Here is a 20,568-nt window from a genome sequence, read left to right on the forward strand (position 1 = left end):
TGCTCCTGCAACGCGGTACTTTCACCCTCCTTGGCGGTCGAAACTACGCGCTCCGCCAAGAACTATGCTGCATATAACGCCTGTGATTGTCGGCAACGTTGGCAGCGACGATCAGAATTCGACCTTGGCTGTGAGCTTCAGCGCGATCGGTGCGCCGACCCCCAGCAAGCCATTACCTGCGGTGCTCCAGTAATTATTGTTGGTCGCATTGTCGAGCACCGCCTGAACCGTGGTGAGTTTGCCTGCAACCCGGGTCGCATAGCGCGCGCCTAGCGACAGCACTGCGTAATCATCGACGAAAGCCTGGTTTTCGTTGTTGACCGGACGCTTGCCCACGTAATGCACCCCGCTGCTGAGCGCCAGTCCCGGCACGCTTTGCAGGCGATACTCTGCGAACAGGCTGGCGGTTTGCTCCGGCGTGTTATCAGGTGTCTTGCCGAAAGTTGCCGTATTGGCGGCGTTCAGCTGCTTGGCGTCCATGAACATGGCCGACCCGATCAGCGACAGTTGCGGGGTCACTTCGCCGGCGGCCGACAATTCCACGCCCCTGTATTGCGCCATGCCGTTCAGCACAAAGCGGTTGGCCGAGTCTACCGTAGTCGATGCGCGCTTGATGTCGAAATACGCCGCCTGCAGCAATATCCCTTTTCCAAGCTCCGCCTTCACGCCGGCTTCCTTCTGCTCCGACACAGCCGGGGCCAATATCTCGCCATTATTGGCCCGGTTGGCCGGCGCCTGCCCGCTTTCCTCAACCCCTTCGATGTAACTGCCGTAGATAGACACGTTAGTAAGAGGTTTATACATCAGCGCCAGCGATGGATTGATGGTGTCCGCCTTAAAACGCGAGGTAGCCCCGACGCTCTCATAGTCGCTGCCGCGCACTCCCAGCATGGCTTGCCATTTCTCGCCAAGCAAAACGTGATCGGATAAATAGGCGCCGAGGTCCGTTATTTTCGACGGATTTGAAGTGAATGGGACGGTCGGAGAGCGTTGCGCGATGTCAACCGGATTGTACAGGTTTTGCGCCACGTCGAACGTGGAGGAGGAGCGGGGATCCTGGCTGCGCTCATTGCCGGTAACGCCCAGCGACACTTCATGCGTGATCCACTCGCCCGGAAAGCGGGCGAACACTTCGCCGCGAATATTCTCGTTATTCCACTCCGCTCCACGCTGGAAGAAAGTGCGCAGGGTACCCTGGCCGGTGGCGAGATTATAATTTTGGAACTGGGAGAAATTCCGGTCGCGCAAGGTTTCCGCCTTACCGGCCTCGAATAGCAAGGCCCAATCGTCATTGATCGCATAATCGGCCCGCAGCAGCAGATTAGTGGCCTCGGCGTCGTATTTCTGCCATTCTCCGGCGAGATTTTGGCGCGCAACCGGCACGCCGGGCAAAGTGATAACGCCGTTGACCGCCGCAGGCACCTGGATTCCCGCCTGCTCGGAGGCTTCTTTGCGGTAATGTTCAATATCGAATTTCAGGGAAAGTTTATCGTTGACCAGCCAGTCGAAAGCGCCCGAGGTCAGCGCACGGTAACCGGAAAAATTGTCGATGCCGATGTCCTCGCGGCCGCCGAGCAGGTTGACGCGCGCGCCGAATTGCTGCCGGTCGCCGAAGCGCCGCCCCAGATCAATGTGTCCATTTGTCCCGCCGTATTGATTGGCCAGCACCGAAACATTGGTAATGGGGGCATTGCCTGCGCGTTTGGTAACCATGTTGACGATACCCGAGGGCGGCACGAAGCCATAGTAAAGCGACGAAGCGCCTTTGAGCACTTCGACGCGTTCCTTGTTCTCCAGCGGAATGTCGATTAGATTGATGACCGGCAATGATCCGTTCAGCCGGTAATTGCTACGGTTTTCCACCAGAATGCCGCGAATCGAAATATTGTCGTAAGTCGAACCATTCAATTGCGCGCGGGTAACGCCCGCGGTATTACGCAGGGCGCCGAACAGCGTGCTTGCCGCTTGGGCATCGAGCACCTCGCGCGTGACCACGTTGCTGGTCTGCGGAACGTCGAGCGGCGCCATGTCCCGGAACGTGCCGACCTGAACGACATTGGACTTGAAGCTCTTGTTCTGCCCGGTTGTCACATTCACGGTGGAAAGCTGCGTGGCCGGTTCGGCCTGATCCGGCGTCTGGGCGTTTACCTGGGGAAGCAAAAATGCCAGCGTAAGCCCGCTTGCTAGGGTGGGTAAATGAAATTGCATGAATGATACCTCTTTAGGTTGATGCGTATGAAAAATAAGGTGCGCGTGCAAAGTAAGCAGTCGGTTATGGAGCGCGGCTAGGGAAGGTTCCCTGATCGAGTGACAAACCTGGGCGGCAATACTGTTGACTTAAGAGTGCGGGCACCTTCTCCCTTGAGGGAGAAGGTGGGGATGAGGGGGATAAAATAAGCTTTTTTCCTTATTCTGATTTCCCCTCGGCGACTGCTCCCTGCTTTGCTCTACCTCCTGCATAACCCACAAGGATGGGGGGAATGCAGAGAAATGACTGGATCATTTCCTGTCCTTGCAGTCGTCACCCAACCCTCTCCCTCTGGAGAGGGCTTTGTATCGATTAAGTCAACAGCATCGAACCTGGACGGTACCCCCCGTTCGGCGGACTTCCTCATCGTTTTGCCGCAAGCCGATCAACGGGTCGTACTGTGGACGAGAAAAGCGGCGATGCGCTCCGGTCTTGCAGCAGCCATAACGAAATATTGCAATCGGGTAGCGGCGACGGAAACCGATGGCGGGTCGTTTTGGGCGGGTATAAGTCTCCGGTCCGGGCGCGGCGATAAGCTCGACGGATAGTGCCGCCGGAGTCGAGCAAAACAGCCCGTATAACGGATCATTCAGTTGCAAGCGGGCTTTCAGGCGCATGGCGGCTTACCCTCTTGCGCTAATGGGATAGGTGCAAGCCGCGTACGTAAACGGATTTCCTGCCGGAAACGGCGGCTGACGCCCAGCACCAGGTAATCCACCGGCCGATCCAGAGACTTCAAGATCTCTTCGCCCTCGCCGTGGTAGTGGCTTTGCCAGTTACGTTTATTGGCATACTGGTTGATCCATACCGCATCCGGCTGCTCGCGCAACAGGTGTTTGACACGCTCGATACGGGTTTCCAGGTAGCCGTTTTGGCTGTCTTTCTCGGTCACGAGTTCGATATTGCCGCCGTAGCATCGAATGATCTTTAAATTGATCGGCGAGATTTTCGGATCGACTACCGCCGTAAAACGCAAGCCGTGAATGCGGCACGTCATCGCCAAGGCAATGGCGAGGTTGCCCGACGAGCTTTCGATGATATGCGAATCCGGCTGGATAGTGCCTTCGTCCAGACCGCGTTCGATAATATAGCGCGCCGGTCTGTCCTTGACGCTGCCGCCGGGATTGAGCATTTCCAGCTTGGCGAGAACCTCGCATGGCGAATTGCGGAACAAACGCGACAGGCGGACGATGGGCGTTTCCCCGATGCCGTTAAGAATGCTGTGCAAGATCATTGGGCCGCCTTGCTGCGCAATACATTGAGGCCGGGCGCGCCGATGTGGAAGTGGGTGCTGCCGAACCGGCGTAGATTGCGAGCAACCACCGCTCCGGGATTCTTACGGAAGAAGTCAGCCTCTTCAGGCGGCAAGCGCCGCTTTAATGCGCGATAATCTCGTGCGCTAATAGTGACCGGAATATCATTAACGGCGGCTTCGCTACGGAGTAGCTCCGCCGCTTCTTTATGACAGGTTGATTCTTGCATTGCGGTAAAAGTACCTGAGCTTTTCGCTTTCACGGCAGAACGCGGCTGCGGAGTAATCTCCGTAGCTTTGGAATAGGGTGCGTCCGGTAATGTAGCGGTGGTTAGCGGCAGTACTTGATTTTGGTAATAGCGCATAAACATTTTCCTCGTTGAGGTTGTGTTGTTTCTGGCTGGCTATTCACACCCAAGTGATGGCTGGCTAAATAAGGGGATTTCTATCTGTTTAATGTTTGCCTGTTAACGCTGTAGGTGCGACAAATCCGCACCTGAAAAGGACAAGATGCTCATGGTCTAACCAAGCTCAAGTCGCTTTGCGGCGTCACGCAGCAGCTAAGGATTTCATCTTCGGCCAATGCTGCCTCCTTCGGCAATAGCCAGCGGACATTTCCGCTCAGAACCTTGACTCGGCAAACGCCGCAGTGCCCGGCACGGCAATCGCTTTCAACCGCGATTTTTGCCTGCTCCAGTCCGTGCAGCAGGGTTGGCGCTCCTTTAAATTCAAACGCTTCGTATCCCTCCAGAGTAATCCGATAGGTCGTATCGTCGGCGTTGAATTCACCGGGATTGAATCGTTCGAAATGAATGCGTCCGGTTATAATCCCGGATTCTTGGAGCCCTGCGCTAATAGCGTCCATCATCGAAGAACCGGCGCAGAGATAAAAATCCGTTTGCGAAAAATCATTAAGCCGGTGCAGCACAGTTTGCGCATCGAGCCGCCCGCATTGGCCCTGCCAGTCCGGCCCTGGCTTGGAAAGGATCGGCAGGTAGCGGAAGTTTGCGTGTTGCCTTGCGGCGGCAATAAACTCTTTGTGGTAAAGCAAGTCGTCGAAATATCGCGCCGCATAAAAAAGAACGATGCGGCCTTGTTTTAAATCGTTGTCGGCCAGCAGTGCATGCAGCATGGCGCGGATAGGCGTGATACCGATGCCTCCGGCGATCAGCGCGACATCGCCGGATGACTCGTGCAGCGTAAATTCCCCGCGCGGCGGTAACACCCGGATGTTGGAACCGGACTGCATATTCCGATGCAGCCAAGTTGATACCCGTCCGCCGGATACTTGCCGGATTGCAAGTTCATAGCAGGCCGGATTAGGTTGCCAGGAAGCGAGCGAATAGCAGCGCTTAAGCGATGACCGGTTGCCATCCGCTTCAATCAGCAATGTCAGGTATTGCCCGGGCCGATAGCCGGGGAGCATCCGGCCATTGGGATGAGCCAGTGTCAGCGTAAACAGCCCGTCGTTGAAATCTTTGCGCTTCAGGACGGACAGATTGATGGGCATTGCAAGCCGACGGGCGCAGTGCTTGCGCCGGTGAGGTTGCCATGTCAGCCATAGGCCGTGAGCCAAGAACAGGAATAGAGCGCAACCGACAGTCAGGCTCACCGCCCCCAGAATTGCCGCAATCATAAATGCTGCCATCCTGCCGAAGCTAAAGCCTTGCGCCGCTGCCCCATCCACCACAGGTACACACCGGTCAGGGAAAGAAAAATCATGATCCCTCCGAGAATATCGATCCACAGCCATTCCCAGTGTTTGCCCAGGAAGGCCTTGCCCGTGTGTAAATCCATGATGAGCCTGTTCATGGTCAGCGTCTCCTCGCGGACGGCAGGCAGCAAAGCCAGGGCATCGATTGTGACGGCATCTTTTGACCAAGTGCCCCCGCCGTCCCGGCTGACTACCAGTCCGCCGGTTGTCGGGGCAGCGAAAATCGCACCATCCGGCAGGGTGCCTGCCGTGAACACCTCGGTGTCATGGATCCTTCGCCAATCGTTGCCGCCGCCCAGCCAAACACCGGTCTTGGCGCCTACCACGAGCTTATCGGTTGCGCCTGCGATACTGCGCACGTCGCCGCCGCGCAGCGCTTCCACTGCTTCGGCTCGGCCTGCTCTAAGGATGAAAAGGCCGGTCTTTCCGCCGACATACCAAACGCCATCGGCCGCAAGTGCCACCTTAACGACAACCGGCTCCTTCTTGCTTACTGCCATAGCGTAGCCGGGCAGCCAAAGCGCATCAATATCCATCTTGCTTAGTCCAAGCGTTTTGCCGTGTGCGATAAATACGGCAGTGACACCGATAATAAATAGGGGCAGGCTTAATATCACGCTGAGCCATGCATGCCAAGTTCGCCAATTGATTTTCATAGGTTTCCTCTTTGAAGAGTGTTTTTGGTGATTTACTGTCTAAGGTCACCGCTCACCGCTCGTCCGCACAAAAATGGAACACGGATCCGCGCTCCCAGACTCCAGCTCTCATCGTTATACACAGCTTCGTCAAAGAGTCGCGATACCGCATGGATGCTCTCGTTCCCACGCGCTGCGTGGGAACGCCGTCAAGGCGCGCTGCGCCGCGAGTCACAGCATATACGGGACGCAGCGCGTCCAACACTGCATTCCCACGCAGCGCGTGGGAACGAGGGGTAACCTAGGTTTGTACTCCAAACTCCTGATACTTTCACATCAAGGGGGCTTGCCTGTTGCGCAAGCAAATCCCCCTCAATGTATGAACTGAATTCAGGTTTTATTTATCACAGTCTTTTGCTTTTTTGTGACCGTGATGTTTATGCTTCTCCTCCATCGTGGACAGTTGTTCCGGTGTAAGAACTTGCTGCATTTGCGCATGAACTTCATCGCGTAACACTTTGCTCTTCTGTTCTTTCTGTTCAAAAATGGTTTTAACTTTGGCTTGTTGTTCCGCGTTAAGGCTCAGGTCTTTGGTTAAACGTTCGAGTTTTTTATTGACTTCAGCCTGGGTATCCTCAACAGCCATCGCAGTCAGAGGAATGCTTAAAGCCAGTACGATACCGATCAGTTTTTTGTTCATTTTTATTTACCTTTGTTGTTGAAAATGAGTTGTTACAGCAGGGTTTAGTAGGGGCAACCACAAGGGATTGCCCCTACGTTAAAATTGCCATTTCACGCCCGCCAGGAATGTTCGGCCGTAGGTTTCCACTTTTTCGCTGCTCGTCGATCCGTTCACAGCATATTCGTTTTCGGCGCGATGCTCGTCGGTCAGGTTATTGATTTCGGCGAATGCGGAAAATCCCTTGTAGATGTGCTGGTAGGCGGACAGGTCGAAAGTTGATGACGGCAATATGGCTTTAGCGGTGCCATCCGGTTTATCTTCCCACTGCTCGGGAATGTAGTTCCAGGCCAGCGTAAAGGTGGTGCCCCAGGGCGCGTAGTTATAATCGACCCCGGCATTGGTCAGGAAACGCGGTTGGTTCTTGAATGGTCGTTGCTTGCCGGTTTTGTCGGTGAGTTCCGATTCCAGCAGGGTTTCGTTGGCCCAAAGTTTAACGCCGCTCAGAGCATCCAAACCTGTCCAGCCAAGGCCGAGCCGTTGTTCGAGTTCGATGCCGCGGGTCCAGCCATCGCCGACATTTTCCACCTGGAAGATGTCTTTAGTGCCCCGGTTGACGCCGGTATCCACTTCCTCGATGACATCGGAGACCTCCTTGTGAAACAGGTTGATGGCGAAAAACAGGTCGGCAATCGAGTACTCGCCGCCCACATCGAAATTCCAGGAGCGCGCCGGATCCAGATCGGGATTGCCGATTACGATCTTGGTATTGCCGTCGTCCTGTTCGAAAGGCGACAGCTCGTCGAATTTCGGTCGGCTCAGCGATTTGGAAAAGGCGGCGCGCAGACTGAGATCGTCGCGAACCCGGTACAAAAAATGTAATGACGGATTAAGGTCGGTGGTGTTTTTCGAGGCGTTCGCGCCGTCGCCGGTGGCGGACAGCAGCGCCACATGCTCGGCCCTGATGCCGGGCATCAGGCTGATGCGGTCGGTAAACCAAAGATTATCCTGGATGAAAGCCGCATAGTAAGTTTCCTCCAGGGCGTACTTGTCCTTCGGCTTGGTGGCATTGGTCAGCTTGCCCGCTTTGCTGACTTCCTGGGCGAGCTTGCCGCGATCCCGTTCGCGCTGGCGGAATGCCACGCCGAATTTCAATTCCTGCGGCAATCCCAAGGTAAAAGGCGTACGCAGTGAGCTGGCGACATCCCAGGTTTTGTCTTGTTTGTCTTCTTTTTCCAGGGTGGTTTTGTCCAGGGCGAACAGGCCGCTATTGAGCTTGGTCTCCTTGAACACCGGTTTGGTTTTATCCTTGTCTTCCTCGCTTTGATAAAAGCCCGCGCGGGATTCCCACACCGAACCTTGCTTGAAGGTATGGCGATGACTTAGGCCCAGGCCATAGGTGCTCTGAAGGGCGTCTTCATGTTCATTTTCCTGGGTGGCGACTTTGCCCTTTTCCCGCACCGTTTTCGTTTTGGTCGTGTCCTTGTCGAGTTCCAAAACCATCGGCTTAAAATGAAATTCGCCGCCGTCATAAAAGGTAGCCAGATCGCCGAAAAAATTGGTCGATTCCTGGCGTCCGGTTTCATTTTCGTCTTCGGTTTTTCCGGTAGAAAATAACTTGAACTTAGGGCGCACCACGGTATTGTCCTGATAATCGAAAGCGCCGCTGCCGCCGAACCAATCGACCGGCCGGTAACCGAAGCCCAACGAACCGTGAATGATGTCGCCGTCCAAACCGTCATCATGGCCGCCGTAGCCCAGACGCGCTTCCGCCTGGGGTTTGCCCTTGGGTACGGTGCGGGTTTTGACATCCACTTGCCCGGCCAAACCGTCGCTTTCGTACTCCGCGGTTTGATTGCGAATCACCGTGACTTTCTCGACCAGAAAGGACGGAATGCGGTTGACTTGAAACTCGCGCTTTTCGCCTCCGTCCGGCAAACGAACGCCGTCCACCTGAGTGCGGGTGAATTCCTTGTCGAGTCCACGCAGTTGAATATCCTGTGGCTGTCCGGGCGGGCCGCCCATCTGTACGCCCGGCAAGCGCTGAAGCACATCCCCCAGGCGGCGGTTGTTGCGTTGTCCGAATTCCTCGCGCGCGATGCCGGCTTGCGGCACTTCGTTAGACAATCTTTGGTGTTCCAGCAATGTCGATGAAGTTACCCTGGTTTCGGCCAAGGTGATTTCGGCGGCTTTGTAGTCCGTTTGATGCTTTTCTTTTTCGTGTTTTTTCTCTTTGCGGTGCTTCTTTTTATCCTCTGTTTCTTCCGCATCGGATAAAGCAGCAATGCCGCGTTGACGTGCCTTTGCCTGAGTTGGATTGAAGGTTTCATGTAAGAGCCTGTATTTTGTAATAGTTGCTGGCTATACAAGCGATAAGGGCTCTTTGGCTGGCTGGATGTAAGATTGAAAGTGAGTTAGGGCGGTTTTATTTCTTTAGATTCGGATCGGTAATGAAGCCCAGTTTTTCTATTCCTGCATTTTGTGCTGCGGACATCACCATGGCTAATTGCTGATAGTTTGTGGTTTTGTCGGCGCGTAAATGCAGTTCGGGTTGAGGCTTTTTCTGCGCCGCCGCCGTCAGTCGCGAGGCAAGTTCGGTCTCTTCAAATGCCGTGTCATTCCAAAACAGTTTGCCTTCCGCATTAATCGACAGGGTAACAGTGTCGGGCTTTTCCGGGTTAGTTTGGCTGCCGGCTTGCGGCAGGTCGATTTTGATCGAATGCGTCAGCAGCGGCGCGGTAATGATGAAAATGACCAGCAGCACCAGCATGACGTCCACCATCGGCGTGGTGTTGATTTCCGCCATCGGCTGGCTATGGTGATTATCGCTGCCGAATCCGCCTGAACCCATCATAATAAAACCTCCGTTGACGCTAATTCGGTAGCCAATGGTATGCCGGTGGTCAGGTAGGTATGCAGATCGTGCGCGAAAGTCTCTATTTCTCCCATTAACAGGCGGTTGTCGCGTACCAGGGCGTTATAGGCCAGTACGGCGGGAATGGCTACCGCCAGACCGAACGCGGTCATGATCAGGGCTTCGCCGACCGGGCCTGCGACTTTGTCTACCGTCGCTTGACCGCCGACGGCGATAGTGCCGAGGGCATGATAAATTCCCCAGACGGTACCGAACAATCCGATGAAGGGAGCAATACTGCCGACCGAAGCCAATAAGGTGAGGCCCGTTTCCAGTTTCATGGCTTCCTGGCCGATCGTGCGGCGGAGCGCCTGGGCGATAAACTCATCGTGCCGCGAGTGCTGTTGCGGTGCGGTAGCTGTCTGTTCCGCCAGAAGTTGCGTTGTGTAACGCTTATGATGCTCGGCAGCGTTGATGCCTTGTACGGCAAGACGTGCAAACGGATTTTCCGCTTTCTTTAAATCTTCAGTCATGGCGGTTGAGGGTAGGGTTGAAGCGTCCCAAAAACGCGCCAAGAAACGCATACTGCTGCTTTTTAAACGCCGTGACTGTATCGCTTTGATGACCATTAAAGTCCAGCTTCCTATGGACATGGCTAACAGCCCCACCGCTACGGTAATAGACACGGCGCCGCCTTGACTGATGAATTTCAGGTTGTCTAAGAGATATTCTGCTTGCATGATGACTTATCCTTCTATTGAAAATCTGACCGGTACAACGACCGATGCACTAACCGATTGCTCGCCGCGTTTGGCGGGAACAAATTGCCATTTCTTGACGGCCTCCAGCGCAGCCTGATCAAGGCGGTTTGAACCGCTGCTGGTTTGCAATACTACAGAGCTGGCTGCGCCGTCTTCCGTCACCTCAACACGCAACAACACCAAGCCTTGTTCGCCCAGTCGCCGCGACAGTGACGGATAGCGGGGGGGCGGGTTATTTAAATAAGCGGCATTGAAGTTTGGCGACTGAAATGTCTGCGTATCAATATTTTTGCTTGCCGGCTTTGTCGCTGATTCGGCAGCGGGCGAGCTTGTCGGCGTTGCGGGCAGGGAGGTTTGTTCCACAGGCGGAGCGGTTGGCAGACTTGCTGGCTTTACGGCCGGTACAACAGGTTTCCTGACCGGTGTTTTGACTGGTTTCTTGACGGGTTTTTGCGGCTTTTCTATCGACGCCGGGGGAGGCGTCGGCTTTTGCGGCGCTGCTTGCAGCTCACTCAGCAAGCTAACCATGATGGGTTCGGGGAGTGTTTCGACGGGTAAAGGCTGCGGTTGTGGCCGCAATGCCGCAAACACCGCCAGATGCGCGCACAGCACCAGACTCAGCGCAAGCCATGGTGATTTACTGATATCTGTAGTTCCGCCGTAAGTCATATTCCCCAGCAACGGGGCAGGACGGGTTTCAAGAAAATAGAAAGAGGCTGTGGGGAAGATCATTTTAGTGAACACGGCCGATCCTCCTTACTTGCTGCGTAGTGTCATTTCCCGCTGTTGCATCATGGATTTTGGCAAGCCGTACCTTGGCGTGGTTTAAGACCGAGCTAAGTACTTGTAGCGATTCATAATTGGTGCGTATCGTTGAGGTACCGAAATTGATCTCCAAGGTGCCGCAATCAGGGCAAAATACCACGCGACATTCACCGCTATTAGAGAGGCTCACTTTTTTATGCTGTTTATTTGAATTCATTGATTTCACCATTCAAATGTTAGGCAGGAGAAAGTCTGCCGAAGCTGCTGTGTGCAGCGTTTAGACAACACTGCATACTTGCAGTGCGCGCTTCTAATATTGGCTGGCTACCAATACCTGAATGTATTGGATGGCTGGCTATTTATTTTTACTTTTTGCATTTTATTGTCGGCATGCTCATTCCTCAATATCAGGAGGAGAGGTTGACTGCAGGTGAGGAGAAAATAGCCTGCCGACAATAAAATGCAATAATCGAATTATTTGGTCAGGATCAACTTTCCCTGACGAGTCAAGCGCAACCGGTATTCCTCACCGACATGTTCTATAACAATCTCGCGCGCTGTGCCAAACAGCTCCGTGCTTTGTAAACGCTGTCGCACCGGCTGTGATCCTGTCACTGTCGGCACTTCCACCATCTCGGGTGGTCGTAAAGCCGGTGTTATGTCCTGCTTTGTAGAAAGCATTATGTCTAATGGTTCGAGTGTAGAGAAAGGTTGTTTGTCCATGGGTACAAATAGTAATGATTATCATTTGGCAAGTCAATACTTGTTGATAATTATTCTTATTTAAATCCTGCGCTTGTAACACACGCTTAATCAGTCAGTGAAATCAATCAGCATTGAGTCAAGAAAAGATGATTTATATCAATTGCATGGGCTGACTTGAATTGATGCAGATATGTGGCGGGGTAGGGCAAGCGGTTCATTTTTGCCCGGCTTTTTAATCGGCAAATGGCGGACAGAGAACAACACTGTTTGTGTGTTTTAATAACTTACAAGTTCGTGATTGCTGAAAACACCCGTACAAGCCGATTAAAATTGGAAAAAACGAATAAATGTAGGAACATGATGGTACAAAAATTGATGTCTAAGTGTTACTTTCAAATTATTTTTAGAGCGATTACTCGGCAATCTCAGTCGATCGTCATACAGGCGTAACGGAGAGAGGGTTTAATGTCGAGAGTTCTGTTCCCTATAAAACAAACCCGGATATATAAGTTATGACCACCGAAGCGACAAAGCTACCTCAAGAAGAAATCAGTAAGATTGATGCCTACTGGCGCGCCTGCAACTACCTTGCGGCAGGCATGATTTATTTACGCGACAATCCGCTACTGCGCGAGCCGCTCAAGATGGAGCATGTGAAGAGTCGCTTGCTGGGGCATTGGGGTTCAAGTCCCGGTCTTTCCTTTACTTATATCCATCTCAACCGGTTGATCAACAAGTACGATCTGAATGCCATTTTTCTGGCCGGTCCGGGACATGGTGCACCGGGCGTACTCGGTCCGGTCTACCTGGAAGGCGCTTACAGCGAAATTTATCCGAACAAGAGCGAAGACGAACACGGCATGCGCCAGTTCTTCAAAGAGTTTTCCTTTCCGGGCGGTATCGGCAGCCACTGCACACCGGAAACACCGGGCTCGATCCATGAAGGCGGCGAACTCGGCTACAGCGTCTCGCATGCGTTCGGCGCAGCTTACGACAATCCGGATTTGATCGTTGCGGTGATGGTCGGCGACGGCGAATCCGAAACCGCACCTCTGGCTACTTCCTGGCATTCCAACAAATTCCTGAACCCGATCCGCGACGGCGCGGTGCTGCCGATCCTGCATCTCAACGGTTACAAGATCAACAACCCGACCATTTTGTCGCGCATCTCGCATGAGGAGCTGGAAAACCTGTTCAAGGGCTATGGCTGGACGCCTCATTTTGTGGAGGGCAGCGACCCGGACACCATGCACCAAGCCATGGCCGCTACAATGGAACAGTGTGTTCTGGAAATCCGCCGTATCCAGCAGGAAGCGCGTAGCAGCGACAAGCCTGTCCGCCCGCGTTGGCCGATGATCGTGTTGCGCTCGCCCAAAGGTTGGACCGGGCCGAAAGAGGTTGACGGCAAGAAAGTGGAAGGCTTCTGGCGCGCTCACCAAGTGCCGCTGGGCAACGTGCGCGATACCCCGGAGCATTTTAAGCAGTTGGAAGACTGGCTGCGCAGCTACAAACCGGAACAACTGTTCGACCGGGACGGCCGCTTGTTACCCGAACTTAAAGCGCTGGCGCCGAAAGGCGCACTGCGTATGAGCGCCAACCCTCACGCCAACGGCGGCCTGTTACGCAAAGCCCTGCATATGCCGGACTGCCGCGAGTATGCAGCCGTCGTGACCAAACCGGGGACCACCAGCGCCGAAAACACGCGTCCGCTGGGCAAGTTCCTGCGCGACATCATGCGTCTGAACATGAACAATTTCCGCGTGTTCGGCCCCGACGAAAACAGCTCGAACAAGCTGGACGACGTGTATGAAGCTAGCAAAAAAACCTGGCTGGCCGACTATCTGCCGGAAGATTCCGACGGCGGCGAATTGTCGCCGGACGGACGGGTGATGGAAATGCTGTCCGAACATACCCTGGAAGGCTGGCTGGAAGGCTATTTGCTGACCGGTCGTCACGGCTTCTTTTCCACCTACGAAGCTTTTGTACACGTGATCGATTCGATGTTCAACCAGCATGCCAAATGGTTGGCGATGTCCAAGGAAGTCCCTTGGCGCGCGCCGGTATCATCGCTTAACCTGCTGATTACCTCCACCGTATGGCGTCAGGATCACAACGGCTTTACCCATCAGGACCCGGGCTTTCTCGACGTGGTGGTCAACAAAAGCCCCGAGGTGACGCGCATCTATCTGCCGCCTGACGTGAACTGCTTGTTGTCGGTTGCCGATCATTGCTTGAAAAGCACCGATTACATCAATGTTATCGTTTGCGACAAACAAAAGCATCTGCAATTTTTGGATATGGATGCGGCGATCAAACACTGCACCAAAGGTATCGGCATCTGGGGTTGGGCAAGTAACGACCAAGGCGTCGAACCGGATCTGGTGATAGCCAGTGCCGGGGATATTCCTACCAAGGAAGCATTGGCTGCGGTGGTGTTGCTGCGCCAGAATTTCCCCGCGCTCAAGATTCGCTTTATCAACGTGGTCGACCTTTACAAGTTGACGCCTGAAACAGAACACCCGCACGGTTTATCGGACAAGGATTTCGACAGCCTGTTCACGTTGGACAAACCTATCCTTTTCAATTTTCACGGTTATCCCTGGTTGATCCATCGCCTTGCCTATCGTCGCAATAACCACAAGAACCTGCATGTGCGCGGTTACAAGGAAAAAGGCAGCATCAATACACCGCTGGAACTTGCGATCCAGAACGAGATCGACCGTTTCAGCCTGGTGATCGATGCAATCAATCGCGTTCCGGCTTTGCGCGTGGCGGGCGCTCATGTGAAAGAAAGCATGCGGGACAAACAGATTGAATGCCGCAATTACGCTTATGAGCACGGCACCGATTTGCCCGAAGTCGACAACTGGGTATGGCCGTATTGATGAACCTGGAAAAGATAATTTATCCACAAAAATCACAAAAAACACGAAAAATGAAATACCAGGCTGTCGACTGCATGGGGGCAGGTGGTAGAGCACTGCATGGAACAATTGCCGAAGATAGTTGCCCAAAGGATGAATGGCTGAACCGGTTTTATTTCGTGTTTTTCGTGGGCGAATCTCCGTTTTTACGATGAACCGTTCAGTCCTAACCATCAACAGCGGTTCGTCTTCCCTCAAGGCGAGCCTGTTTTCCGCTAAGGGTACGCGATGCAACTTCCGCTATGAGCATGTACATGATCAACGGGAAGCGTTCGACCAACTGCTGCATGATTTGGCGGGTGAAATGCCGGAGCTGGTGGGGCATCGTTTTGTTCATGGCGGCGAGAATAGCGATCCGGCAATGAAGGTCGATGCCGCCGAACGTTCCAGGCTGGAACAGTTGATTCATCTTGCCCCACTGCATTTGCCGGGCAACCTGCTTGGACTGGATTTATGCCTGCAACATTTCAATACGCCGCAAATCGTCTGCTTCGATACCGCTTTTCATGCTGCCATGCCCGAGTTGGCCAAGCGCCTGCCGATTCCAAACGAGCTTGGCTTACACCGTTTTGGTTTTCACGGACTCAATTATGCTTACATCGCTGAAATTCTTGAGGGGATTTTGGGCGATGTAGCTTATAAAAAAATTATCGTCGCACACTTGGGTAGCGGTGCCAGTCTGTGCCTGATGGAAAACCTGAAATCCGTGGACACCACGATGGGTTATACCCCGGCGGGCGGCATCCCGATGGGAACCCGAAGCGGCGACCTTGATCCCGGCGTGATGCTGGAACTGGCGAAGCGGTATGATCCCGAACAATTGAGCGATGTGGTGTTTCACAAGATGGGGTTGATGGCTTTGTCCGCGGGTGAAAGTTCGGAAATGAATGAGCTGCTTTCGAGTAACAGTGAAAATGCCCAATTTGCCGTCGACTATTTTTGCCGTCAGGTGAGGGCGGCGATCGGCGGTTTTGCGGCAAAAGCGGGCGGTATCGATGCGCTGGTTTTTACCGGCGGCATTGGTGAACATTCGGCAGAAGTCCGTGAAAAAATCTGCGATCCCTTGGCTTTTCTGGGGATTACTTTAGATAACACTGCCAACCATTCCGGGATGAATGAAATCGGCCTCGCCGGTCACAAGCCGGTGCTGATTGTTCCGGCCGATGAGGAAGTGATGATTCGCAATCTTTGCTTAAGTGTTTGTCCGTAGATAGTCAAACGTCCAGGACGGAATAGACATTCCGACAGGGATTCTATAAAACCAGCCAGCCCTCTCTTGGTTCAGAATTGATACCCCGGTTTTATCGCTATTAGCTACCAAACCGCTCCAGCCAAACACCCGGCTCACGATGTTGATGGAAGAATGAAATCACCAGCAACTCATTTGGGCTTGGCAGATAAATGAGTGTGTAAGGAAATTTACGAAATAGCACCCGATAAAAACATTCTTCAATGCGCAAATGCCCATAAGGATTACGAAGTGCAGATGCAACAGCCGCGTCAGCAGCACGGGCGAACTCAAATCCAAGCCCCAGTGCTTTTGACTCATACCAAGCCTGAGCCTCCAGAAGCTCTTGCGCTGCCTCTGGACGGAGCACCACCTGCATTAGGTTCGATCGGAAAACAACTTAGCCCGAACCTGTTCCCACGGAACTGCTGAGGAAGGATCGGCTTGGTGCTCAGCAACACGACGATGCAACTCAGCCTTTTGAGTTTGAGACAAGCCAAGGGCATCATCAGGCGCTTCCGCAGCAATACTGTCCCATATGTCCTCGACGAGCTGGATGCGTTCAGAAACGGACAGTTTCATGTATTCAGTGGTGACGGTAGAAGGATTCATGGAAGTATTATCAGGGCTAAAAATTTAACGAAAGTGATTAGGTCTAAAAAAACCGCTTTAGTCATAGTATATGCTGCCTTTTTCATACGAGACAAGCTGCATAGGCTGTGCATCATGCGTCTTTCCGATGTCGCTGAGACTCTAAAATCCACAAATGGTGCGCGGTGCGCACCCTACGGGGCTGACCGGAGAACCTGAACTTTCATTCAAATTACGAACGTAATGCTTTCTTGGCTTGCTGCCAATCCAGCACGTCATTGTCTCCGGAGAGAAATTTTTTTTCAGTCTCTATGAGTTCGGTTTCATGCCAAGACGGGCTGGAGAGATTATCTTCGTCACTGACCAAATCCCCCCAAAGCGCCTCGATAATCTTTAGCTTTTCTACGGCGGATAACTTGTGAAGTTCTTCGATGCTCATATAGGAAGTACCTGTGATTGATATTGCGTCTTTACCACGAACAGCTTAACCTTAAAGGAAAAGCACTGGTCTTGCAATCACACCTTCCGTCGACTCGGCAACAATGCGGCGGAAAGGACCGGCTCGTTAGCTTTGTAGGTCAACAGTTTTTTCGTTGCCTGACTTTAGCTCATTTGATTATATGGCATCAATAACATGCCCTTAGCTTAATCGCAGTCGCAGCGCGTGAGAACGAGAAAGCTATGTAGGCCGGGTTACGACGCTACGCTAACCCGATCTGCGATCAGTTCTTCAAATTCATTCAACGGCATCGGCTTGCCAAACAAGTAGCCTTGATAGGAGGAGCAACCCAGCTGTTTTAGGCAGGCAAATTGCTGTTCGGATTCCACGCCTCCGGCAATCACGTCGATCCCCAGTTTATGGGTCATGTCTATGATGGTTTTTACGATCATTGCATCGCAACTGTCTATGGCGATGTCGCGCATCAGAAATTGATCGATCTTTAACTGATCGATGGGTAATTTTTTAAGATGACTTAATGAAGAATAACCCGTACCGAAATTATCCATTGAAAACCGGACGCCAAGCCGTTTCAGCGCCTTCATTTTTTCGATGGTGTTGGAAATGCCGTGCAACATCAGACTTTCGGTCAGTTCCAGTTTTAGCCGTGCCGCGTTGATGCCGGTTTTTTCCAGTATCCGGCGCAGTTGGTCAACGAATTTTGGATGGCTGAATTGACGCGGGCTGATGTTGACGGAAAGCAGTAAATCCTGTTTAAGCGGGTCGCTCTGCCACAGTTTGAGTTGTTCGCAGGCGGTTTGCAGCACCCAGGTATCGATGAGCAGGATCAGGTCTGATTGTTCCGCTATGGGGATGAACTGATCCGGGGCAATCAGCCCGTATTGCGGATGTTCCCAGCGCAACAGGGCTTCTACACCGAACATTTGACGATCGCTGTCTACCTGAGTTTGGTAGTAAAGCATAAACTGGCGTTTTTCTAACGCAAGGCGTAGCTCGGATTTCAACGACATCCGATTATGCTCAGGATCGGTTCGTCTCTTTTTGTGCGCTAAGGAAGGCGTTATATCTGTCTTGCCGTACCAATCAAGGTCAAGCTGTTTGAAAAGACTTTGGGTCAGCTGATGAGTGATTAGTTTGCGTCCTTCTCTATTCTTGAACAGGACAGCATCGGGGATCGTATTGATCAGTTGGGTCAGTTGTGTATTGAATATATGTTGTTTGCCCTCGTTCTTATGCAATGCTCCCATTGCGTTGATTTGTTTTTTTATTAAGGCGTATTGATCCTGCCTTGCGCTTAATATTTTTTTATTCAGTTTTTTTGTCATAACTTTCTCGCGAGGGCTGGGGTTGTCATCGGTAGTCGGTGCAGCAAAGAAGATTTCATTATTCAATCGCCATTGGCAACAGCGTGCAGTTGAGGCTTCGATTTGGATGTCGCTACGTTTTCAATATTGCGGAGGGCATTACTACCGTTAGTTCTTATGGTTTACCAACACGGTGTCGCGCGCTGTATTGGATAAATTAATTAAACTGATGATGGCAAGAAAACCAAACAGAATGCGGGATTTGAAATTGATATATTTAAACATTTTGAACCTTTTCAGAGCGCGTTTAATGTTTTACCTGCACGGAGTGACGCATCAGGATTACTTAACGGCATGCAATTTGGTTGTTGAGCTATGTGTAAGGGATTGAAAGTTTTCTGAATTCTTTACGGTCATTCGTTTGTTAATAAATAAACTATTGCCTGCGATTTTTTTGGCCATTTTTTTTGCCTCGGACGCTAAATCGGCTATATCGACATGGGACTGACACTGACCGGTTGCTACAGGGTCTACCAGTCCGATGGACAGACTGATCAGGGGGAAAAAGCATTTTTCTCCCGCCCTGTTTTCAGTATGAATGCCGCCGGATTTTATATCGCTGTTACGGTAATAGGATGGGACAGTATTTTTAAAGGCTTCCAGTATGTTTTCGCAGCGGATTAACCAGTCATCGCAGGTAAAAATCACAATAAAATCATCACCGCCTATATGTCCGACCCGACCGCTCTCCGCCGGAATGTAGTTAATTAGCACATTGGCAACGGCTTTGATGATGTCATCGCCCGCATCGTAGCTGTAAATATCATTAAAGGGTTTGAAGTTATCAAGATCAAAATAGCCGAAACCGAAAGGTATTTTGTTGGCCAGTAATTGATTGATCTGAATATTGATGGGAACGCTACCCGGCAATAAGGTAAGGGGATTGGCGTGCCTGGCATTATCAATTTGCTGGCGGGTAAATTCGGCGAGTAAATCCAGCAGCGTGCCTATGCCCATATAGGCCCCGTTATCGGTAATGATAAAGGCCGAGTCGTTAGTCATTAATGATGTCAGTTGTTTACTGACTAAATCGATGGGCATGTTTTTATCAATACATAACGGTGTATTTTCAATAAACATTTTTATGGGATTCTTTCCATGTAAGTCAATACCATATCGATTGGAGAACAGTTTGGTGAGGAATTTGTCACGAAAAATAATGCCCGAAGCCGTATTGTCATCGACCAATGGCAGTATGGTTAGTTCACTGTTGTGATGAAACAGATTCATCACGTCACTGATAGTGGTTTTTGATGAAATAGGCGTGATGTCTCTGATGATATGAACTGCCGTTACGGCGTTATTAAATGGAACCGTTTTGTAATCCTTGGTCTGGACGGTAGCAAACAGTAAAGTGTCTATTTTCTCTGCGGGAATAGCCGTTGGCTTGGCAAAATAATAGCCTTGGGCATGGGTTATGCCAAGTTTTTCTATGGCCTTAAATTCTTCTTCTGATTCGATACCTTCGGCAATGACGTTGCAATTGAGAGAGACCGCCATGCTTTGAATTGAACGAACAAAATTAAGTTTGATCTGATCGTCATCAAGGCCGTGGATAAAGTGTTTATCTATTTTGACATATTCAGGCAGTAATTCAGCCCAGAGTCTTAGCCCTGAATAACCGGCGCCCAAGTCGTCCAAGGCAATCTCAAAACCCATGCCCCGGTAGTGTTTGGCCGAGGCGCGCATGATTTCGTAGTTATCGGACGGCTTGTGTTCGGTTAATTCAATAATGACAGAATGCGGATTGACGCCGTAGTGGTCGAGTAACCTGAGTGTTTCGCCTTTTTTAAATTCCGGTTGCAGTAGCACCAAAGGACTGGCGTTAATAAACAGTTTTTCTTTAATGCCCAGGTCGGCGTAGCGCTGTATGGTTATTTCCCGGCAGAGGAACTCCAGTCTTGTGCTTAAATTAAAGCGTTCGGCAGTGGTGAATAAGTTAAACGGGCTGTGTAGCGGGCTATCGGATGGGCCGCGAATTAGTGCTTCGTAACCCATGATTCTCTTTTGAGTCAAGGAAACAATAGGTTGGAAATACGGGGTTAATAGTTTGCCGTCAAGGATACTGATTATTTCTTTGCGTAGATCCGGCATCTGATAGAGCCCCTATGCAAGTTGAGGTTAGCAGCAGGATAGAGGGCTTTTATGACGGGGATATTTCTTCATGATGACATGAATATTTCAGTACATGATTCGAGACAGAGAAGTGTTGTGTATTTTATTGATAAGTATATAAAAAATATACTTTAGTCGGTGGCTTGGGATTAATAATACACCCCGGCTGAACCTACCGCAGGAGTCAGTCGGCTTGGTGTTTTTAAACGATATTTAGCAGTATGCCGGACACGGTAAAGTCGCCGAGCAGCGGATAATGGGTGCCTTTAAAAA

General features: G+C 51.7%; 20 protein-coding genes. 2 read left to right on the forward strand and 18 right to left on the reverse strand.

Going from position 1 to position 20,568, the window contains the following annotated elements:
- Positions 1-111: 111 nt before the first annotated feature.
- The 13 genes from Q8L79_RS12705 to hemP all read right to left on the reverse strand — a co-directional run bounded on the left by Q8L79_RS12705 (position 112) and on the right by hemP (position 11,541).
- Positions 112-2,208: a TonB-dependent siderophore receptor gene (locus Q8L79_RS12705; RefSeq protein WP_305271822.1), complete on the reverse strand. Its 2,097-nt coding sequence runs from the start codon at positions 2,206-2,208 to the stop codon at positions 112-114.
- 357 nt (positions 2,209-2,565) lie between these two features.
- Complete coding sequence (locus Q8L79_RS12710) at positions 2,566-2,865, reverse strand: hypothetical protein (RefSeq protein WP_305271824.1); 300 nt, start codon at positions 2,863-2,865, stop codon at positions 2,566-2,568.
- A complete protein-coding gene (locus tag Q8L79_RS12715; protein WP_305271826.1) occupies positions 2,856-3,482 on the reverse strand; it encodes a pyridoxal-phosphate dependent enzyme in 627 nt (208 codons plus the stop codon). The genes Q8L79_RS12710 and Q8L79_RS12715 overlap by 10 nt, the downstream gene beginning before the upstream one ends.
- Complete coding sequence (locus Q8L79_RS12720; protein ID WP_305271828.1) at positions 3,479-3,865, reverse strand: hypothetical protein; 387 nt, start codon at positions 3,863-3,865, stop codon at positions 3,479-3,481. The genes Q8L79_RS12715 and Q8L79_RS12720 overlap by 4 nt, the downstream gene beginning before the upstream one ends.
- A gap of 149 nt (positions 3,866-4,014) precedes the next feature.
- A complete protein-coding gene (locus tag Q8L79_RS12725) occupies positions 4,015-5,136 on the reverse strand; it encodes a 2Fe-2S iron-sulfur cluster-binding protein (RefSeq protein ID WP_305271830.1) in 1,122 nt (373 codons plus the stop codon).
- Positions 5,133-5,870, reverse strand: coding sequence for a PepSY domain-containing protein (locus Q8L79_RS12730; protein WP_305271832.1), 738 nt, complete (start codon positions 5,868-5,870; stop codon positions 5,133-5,135). Before Q8L79_RS12730 ends, Q8L79_RS12725 begins: the two co-directional genes overlap by 4 nt.
- 376 nt (positions 5,871-6,246) lie before the next feature.
- Positions 6,247-6,549: a hypothetical protein gene (locus Q8L79_RS12735; RefSeq protein WP_305271834.1), complete on the reverse strand. Its 303-nt coding sequence runs from the start codon at positions 6,547-6,549 to the stop codon at positions 6,247-6,249.
- A 78-nt stretch (positions 6,550-6,627) separates the two neighbouring features.
- The gene (locus Q8L79_RS12740) at positions 6,628-8,703 is read right to left on the reverse strand and encodes a TonB-dependent receptor (protein ID WP_305271836.1); all 2,076 of its coding nucleotides are present in this window, start codon (positions 8,701-8,703) and stop codon (positions 6,628-6,630) included.
- Between the two features lie 250 nt (positions 8,704-8,953).
- Positions 8,954-9,382, reverse strand: coding sequence for a biopolymer transporter ExbD (locus Q8L79_RS12745; protein WP_305271838.1), 429 nt, complete (start codon positions 9,380-9,382; stop codon positions 8,954-8,956).
- Positions 9,379-10,122, reverse strand: a complete 744-nt coding sequence (locus Q8L79_RS12750; RefSeq protein ID WP_305271840.1) for a MotA/TolQ/ExbB proton channel family protein — start codon at positions 10,120-10,122, stop codon at positions 9,379-9,381. The genes Q8L79_RS12745 and Q8L79_RS12750 overlap by 4 nt, the downstream gene beginning before the upstream one ends.
- 6 nt (positions 10,123-10,128) lie before the next feature.
- Positions 10,129-10,887 (reverse strand): energy transducer TonB, encoded by a 759-nt coding sequence (locus Q8L79_RS12755; protein WP_305271842.1) that lies wholly within the window; start codon positions 10,885-10,887, stop codon positions 10,129-10,131.
- A complete protein-coding gene (locus Q8L79_RS12760; protein WP_305271844.1) occupies positions 10,877-11,125 on the reverse strand; it encodes a hypothetical protein in 249 nt (82 codons plus the stop codon). The genes Q8L79_RS12755 and Q8L79_RS12760 overlap by 11 nt, the downstream gene beginning before the upstream one ends.
- A 257-nt stretch (positions 11,126-11,382) precedes the next feature.
- Positions 11,383-11,541, reverse strand: coding sequence for a hemin uptake protein HemP (gene hemP / locus Q8L79_RS12765; protein WP_370869964.1), 159 nt, complete (start codon positions 11,539-11,541; stop codon positions 11,383-11,385).
- A 584-nt stretch (positions 11,542-12,125) separates the two neighbouring features.
- On the opposite strand from hemP, the gene Q8L79_RS12770 reads away from it, so the two are divergent.
- Complete coding sequence (locus Q8L79_RS12770; RefSeq protein ID WP_305271847.1) at positions 12,126-14,498, forward strand: phosphoketolase; 2,373 nt, start codon at positions 12,126-12,128, stop codon at positions 14,496-14,498.
- 190 nt (positions 14,499-14,688) lie between these two features.
- A complete protein-coding gene (locus Q8L79_RS12775) occupies positions 14,689-15,747 on the forward strand; it encodes an acetate/propionate family kinase (protein ID WP_305271849.1) in 1,059 nt (352 codons plus the stop codon).
- A 100-nt stretch (positions 15,748-15,847) separates the two neighbouring features.
- Here Q8L79_RS12775 and Q8L79_RS12780 read toward each other — a convergent pair whose 3' ends face one another.
- The 5 genes from Q8L79_RS12780 to Q8L79_RS12800 all read right to left on the reverse strand — a co-directional run bounded on the left by Q8L79_RS12780 (position 15,848) and on the right by Q8L79_RS12800 (position 20,274).
- Positions 15,848-16,144, reverse strand: a complete 297-nt coding sequence (locus Q8L79_RS12780; RefSeq protein WP_305271851.1) for a hypothetical protein — start codon at positions 16,142-16,144, stop codon at positions 15,848-15,850.
- Positions 16,144-16,377, reverse strand: coding sequence for an addiction module protein (locus tag Q8L79_RS12785; protein ID WP_305271853.1), 234 nt, complete (start codon positions 16,375-16,377; stop codon positions 16,144-16,146). Before Q8L79_RS12785 ends, Q8L79_RS12780 begins: the two co-directional genes overlap by 1 nt.
- Positions 16,378-16,588: 211 nt before the next feature.
- Positions 16,589-16,795, reverse strand: a complete 207-nt coding sequence (locus Q8L79_RS12790; RefSeq protein ID WP_305271855.1) for an addiction module protein — start codon at positions 16,793-16,795, stop codon at positions 16,589-16,591.
- Between the two features lie 254 nt (positions 16,796-17,049).
- Positions 17,050-18,141: a bifunctional diguanylate cyclase/phosphodiesterase gene (locus Q8L79_RS12795; protein ID WP_305271857.1), complete on the reverse strand. Its 1,092-nt coding sequence runs from the start codon at positions 18,139-18,141 to the stop codon at positions 17,050-17,052.
- 321 nt (positions 18,142-18,462) lie between these two features.
- Positions 18,463-20,274: a GGDEF domain-containing protein gene (locus Q8L79_RS12800; protein WP_305271859.1), complete on the reverse strand. Its 1,812-nt coding sequence runs from the start codon at positions 20,272-20,274 to the stop codon at positions 18,463-18,465.
- Positions 20,275-20,568: the final 294 nt, after the last annotated feature.

It is taken from the genome of Methylobacter sp., assembly GCF_030680395.1.
Classification (GTDB): domain Bacteria; phylum Pseudomonadota; class Gammaproteobacteria; order Methylococcales; family Methylomonadaceae; genus Methylobacter_A.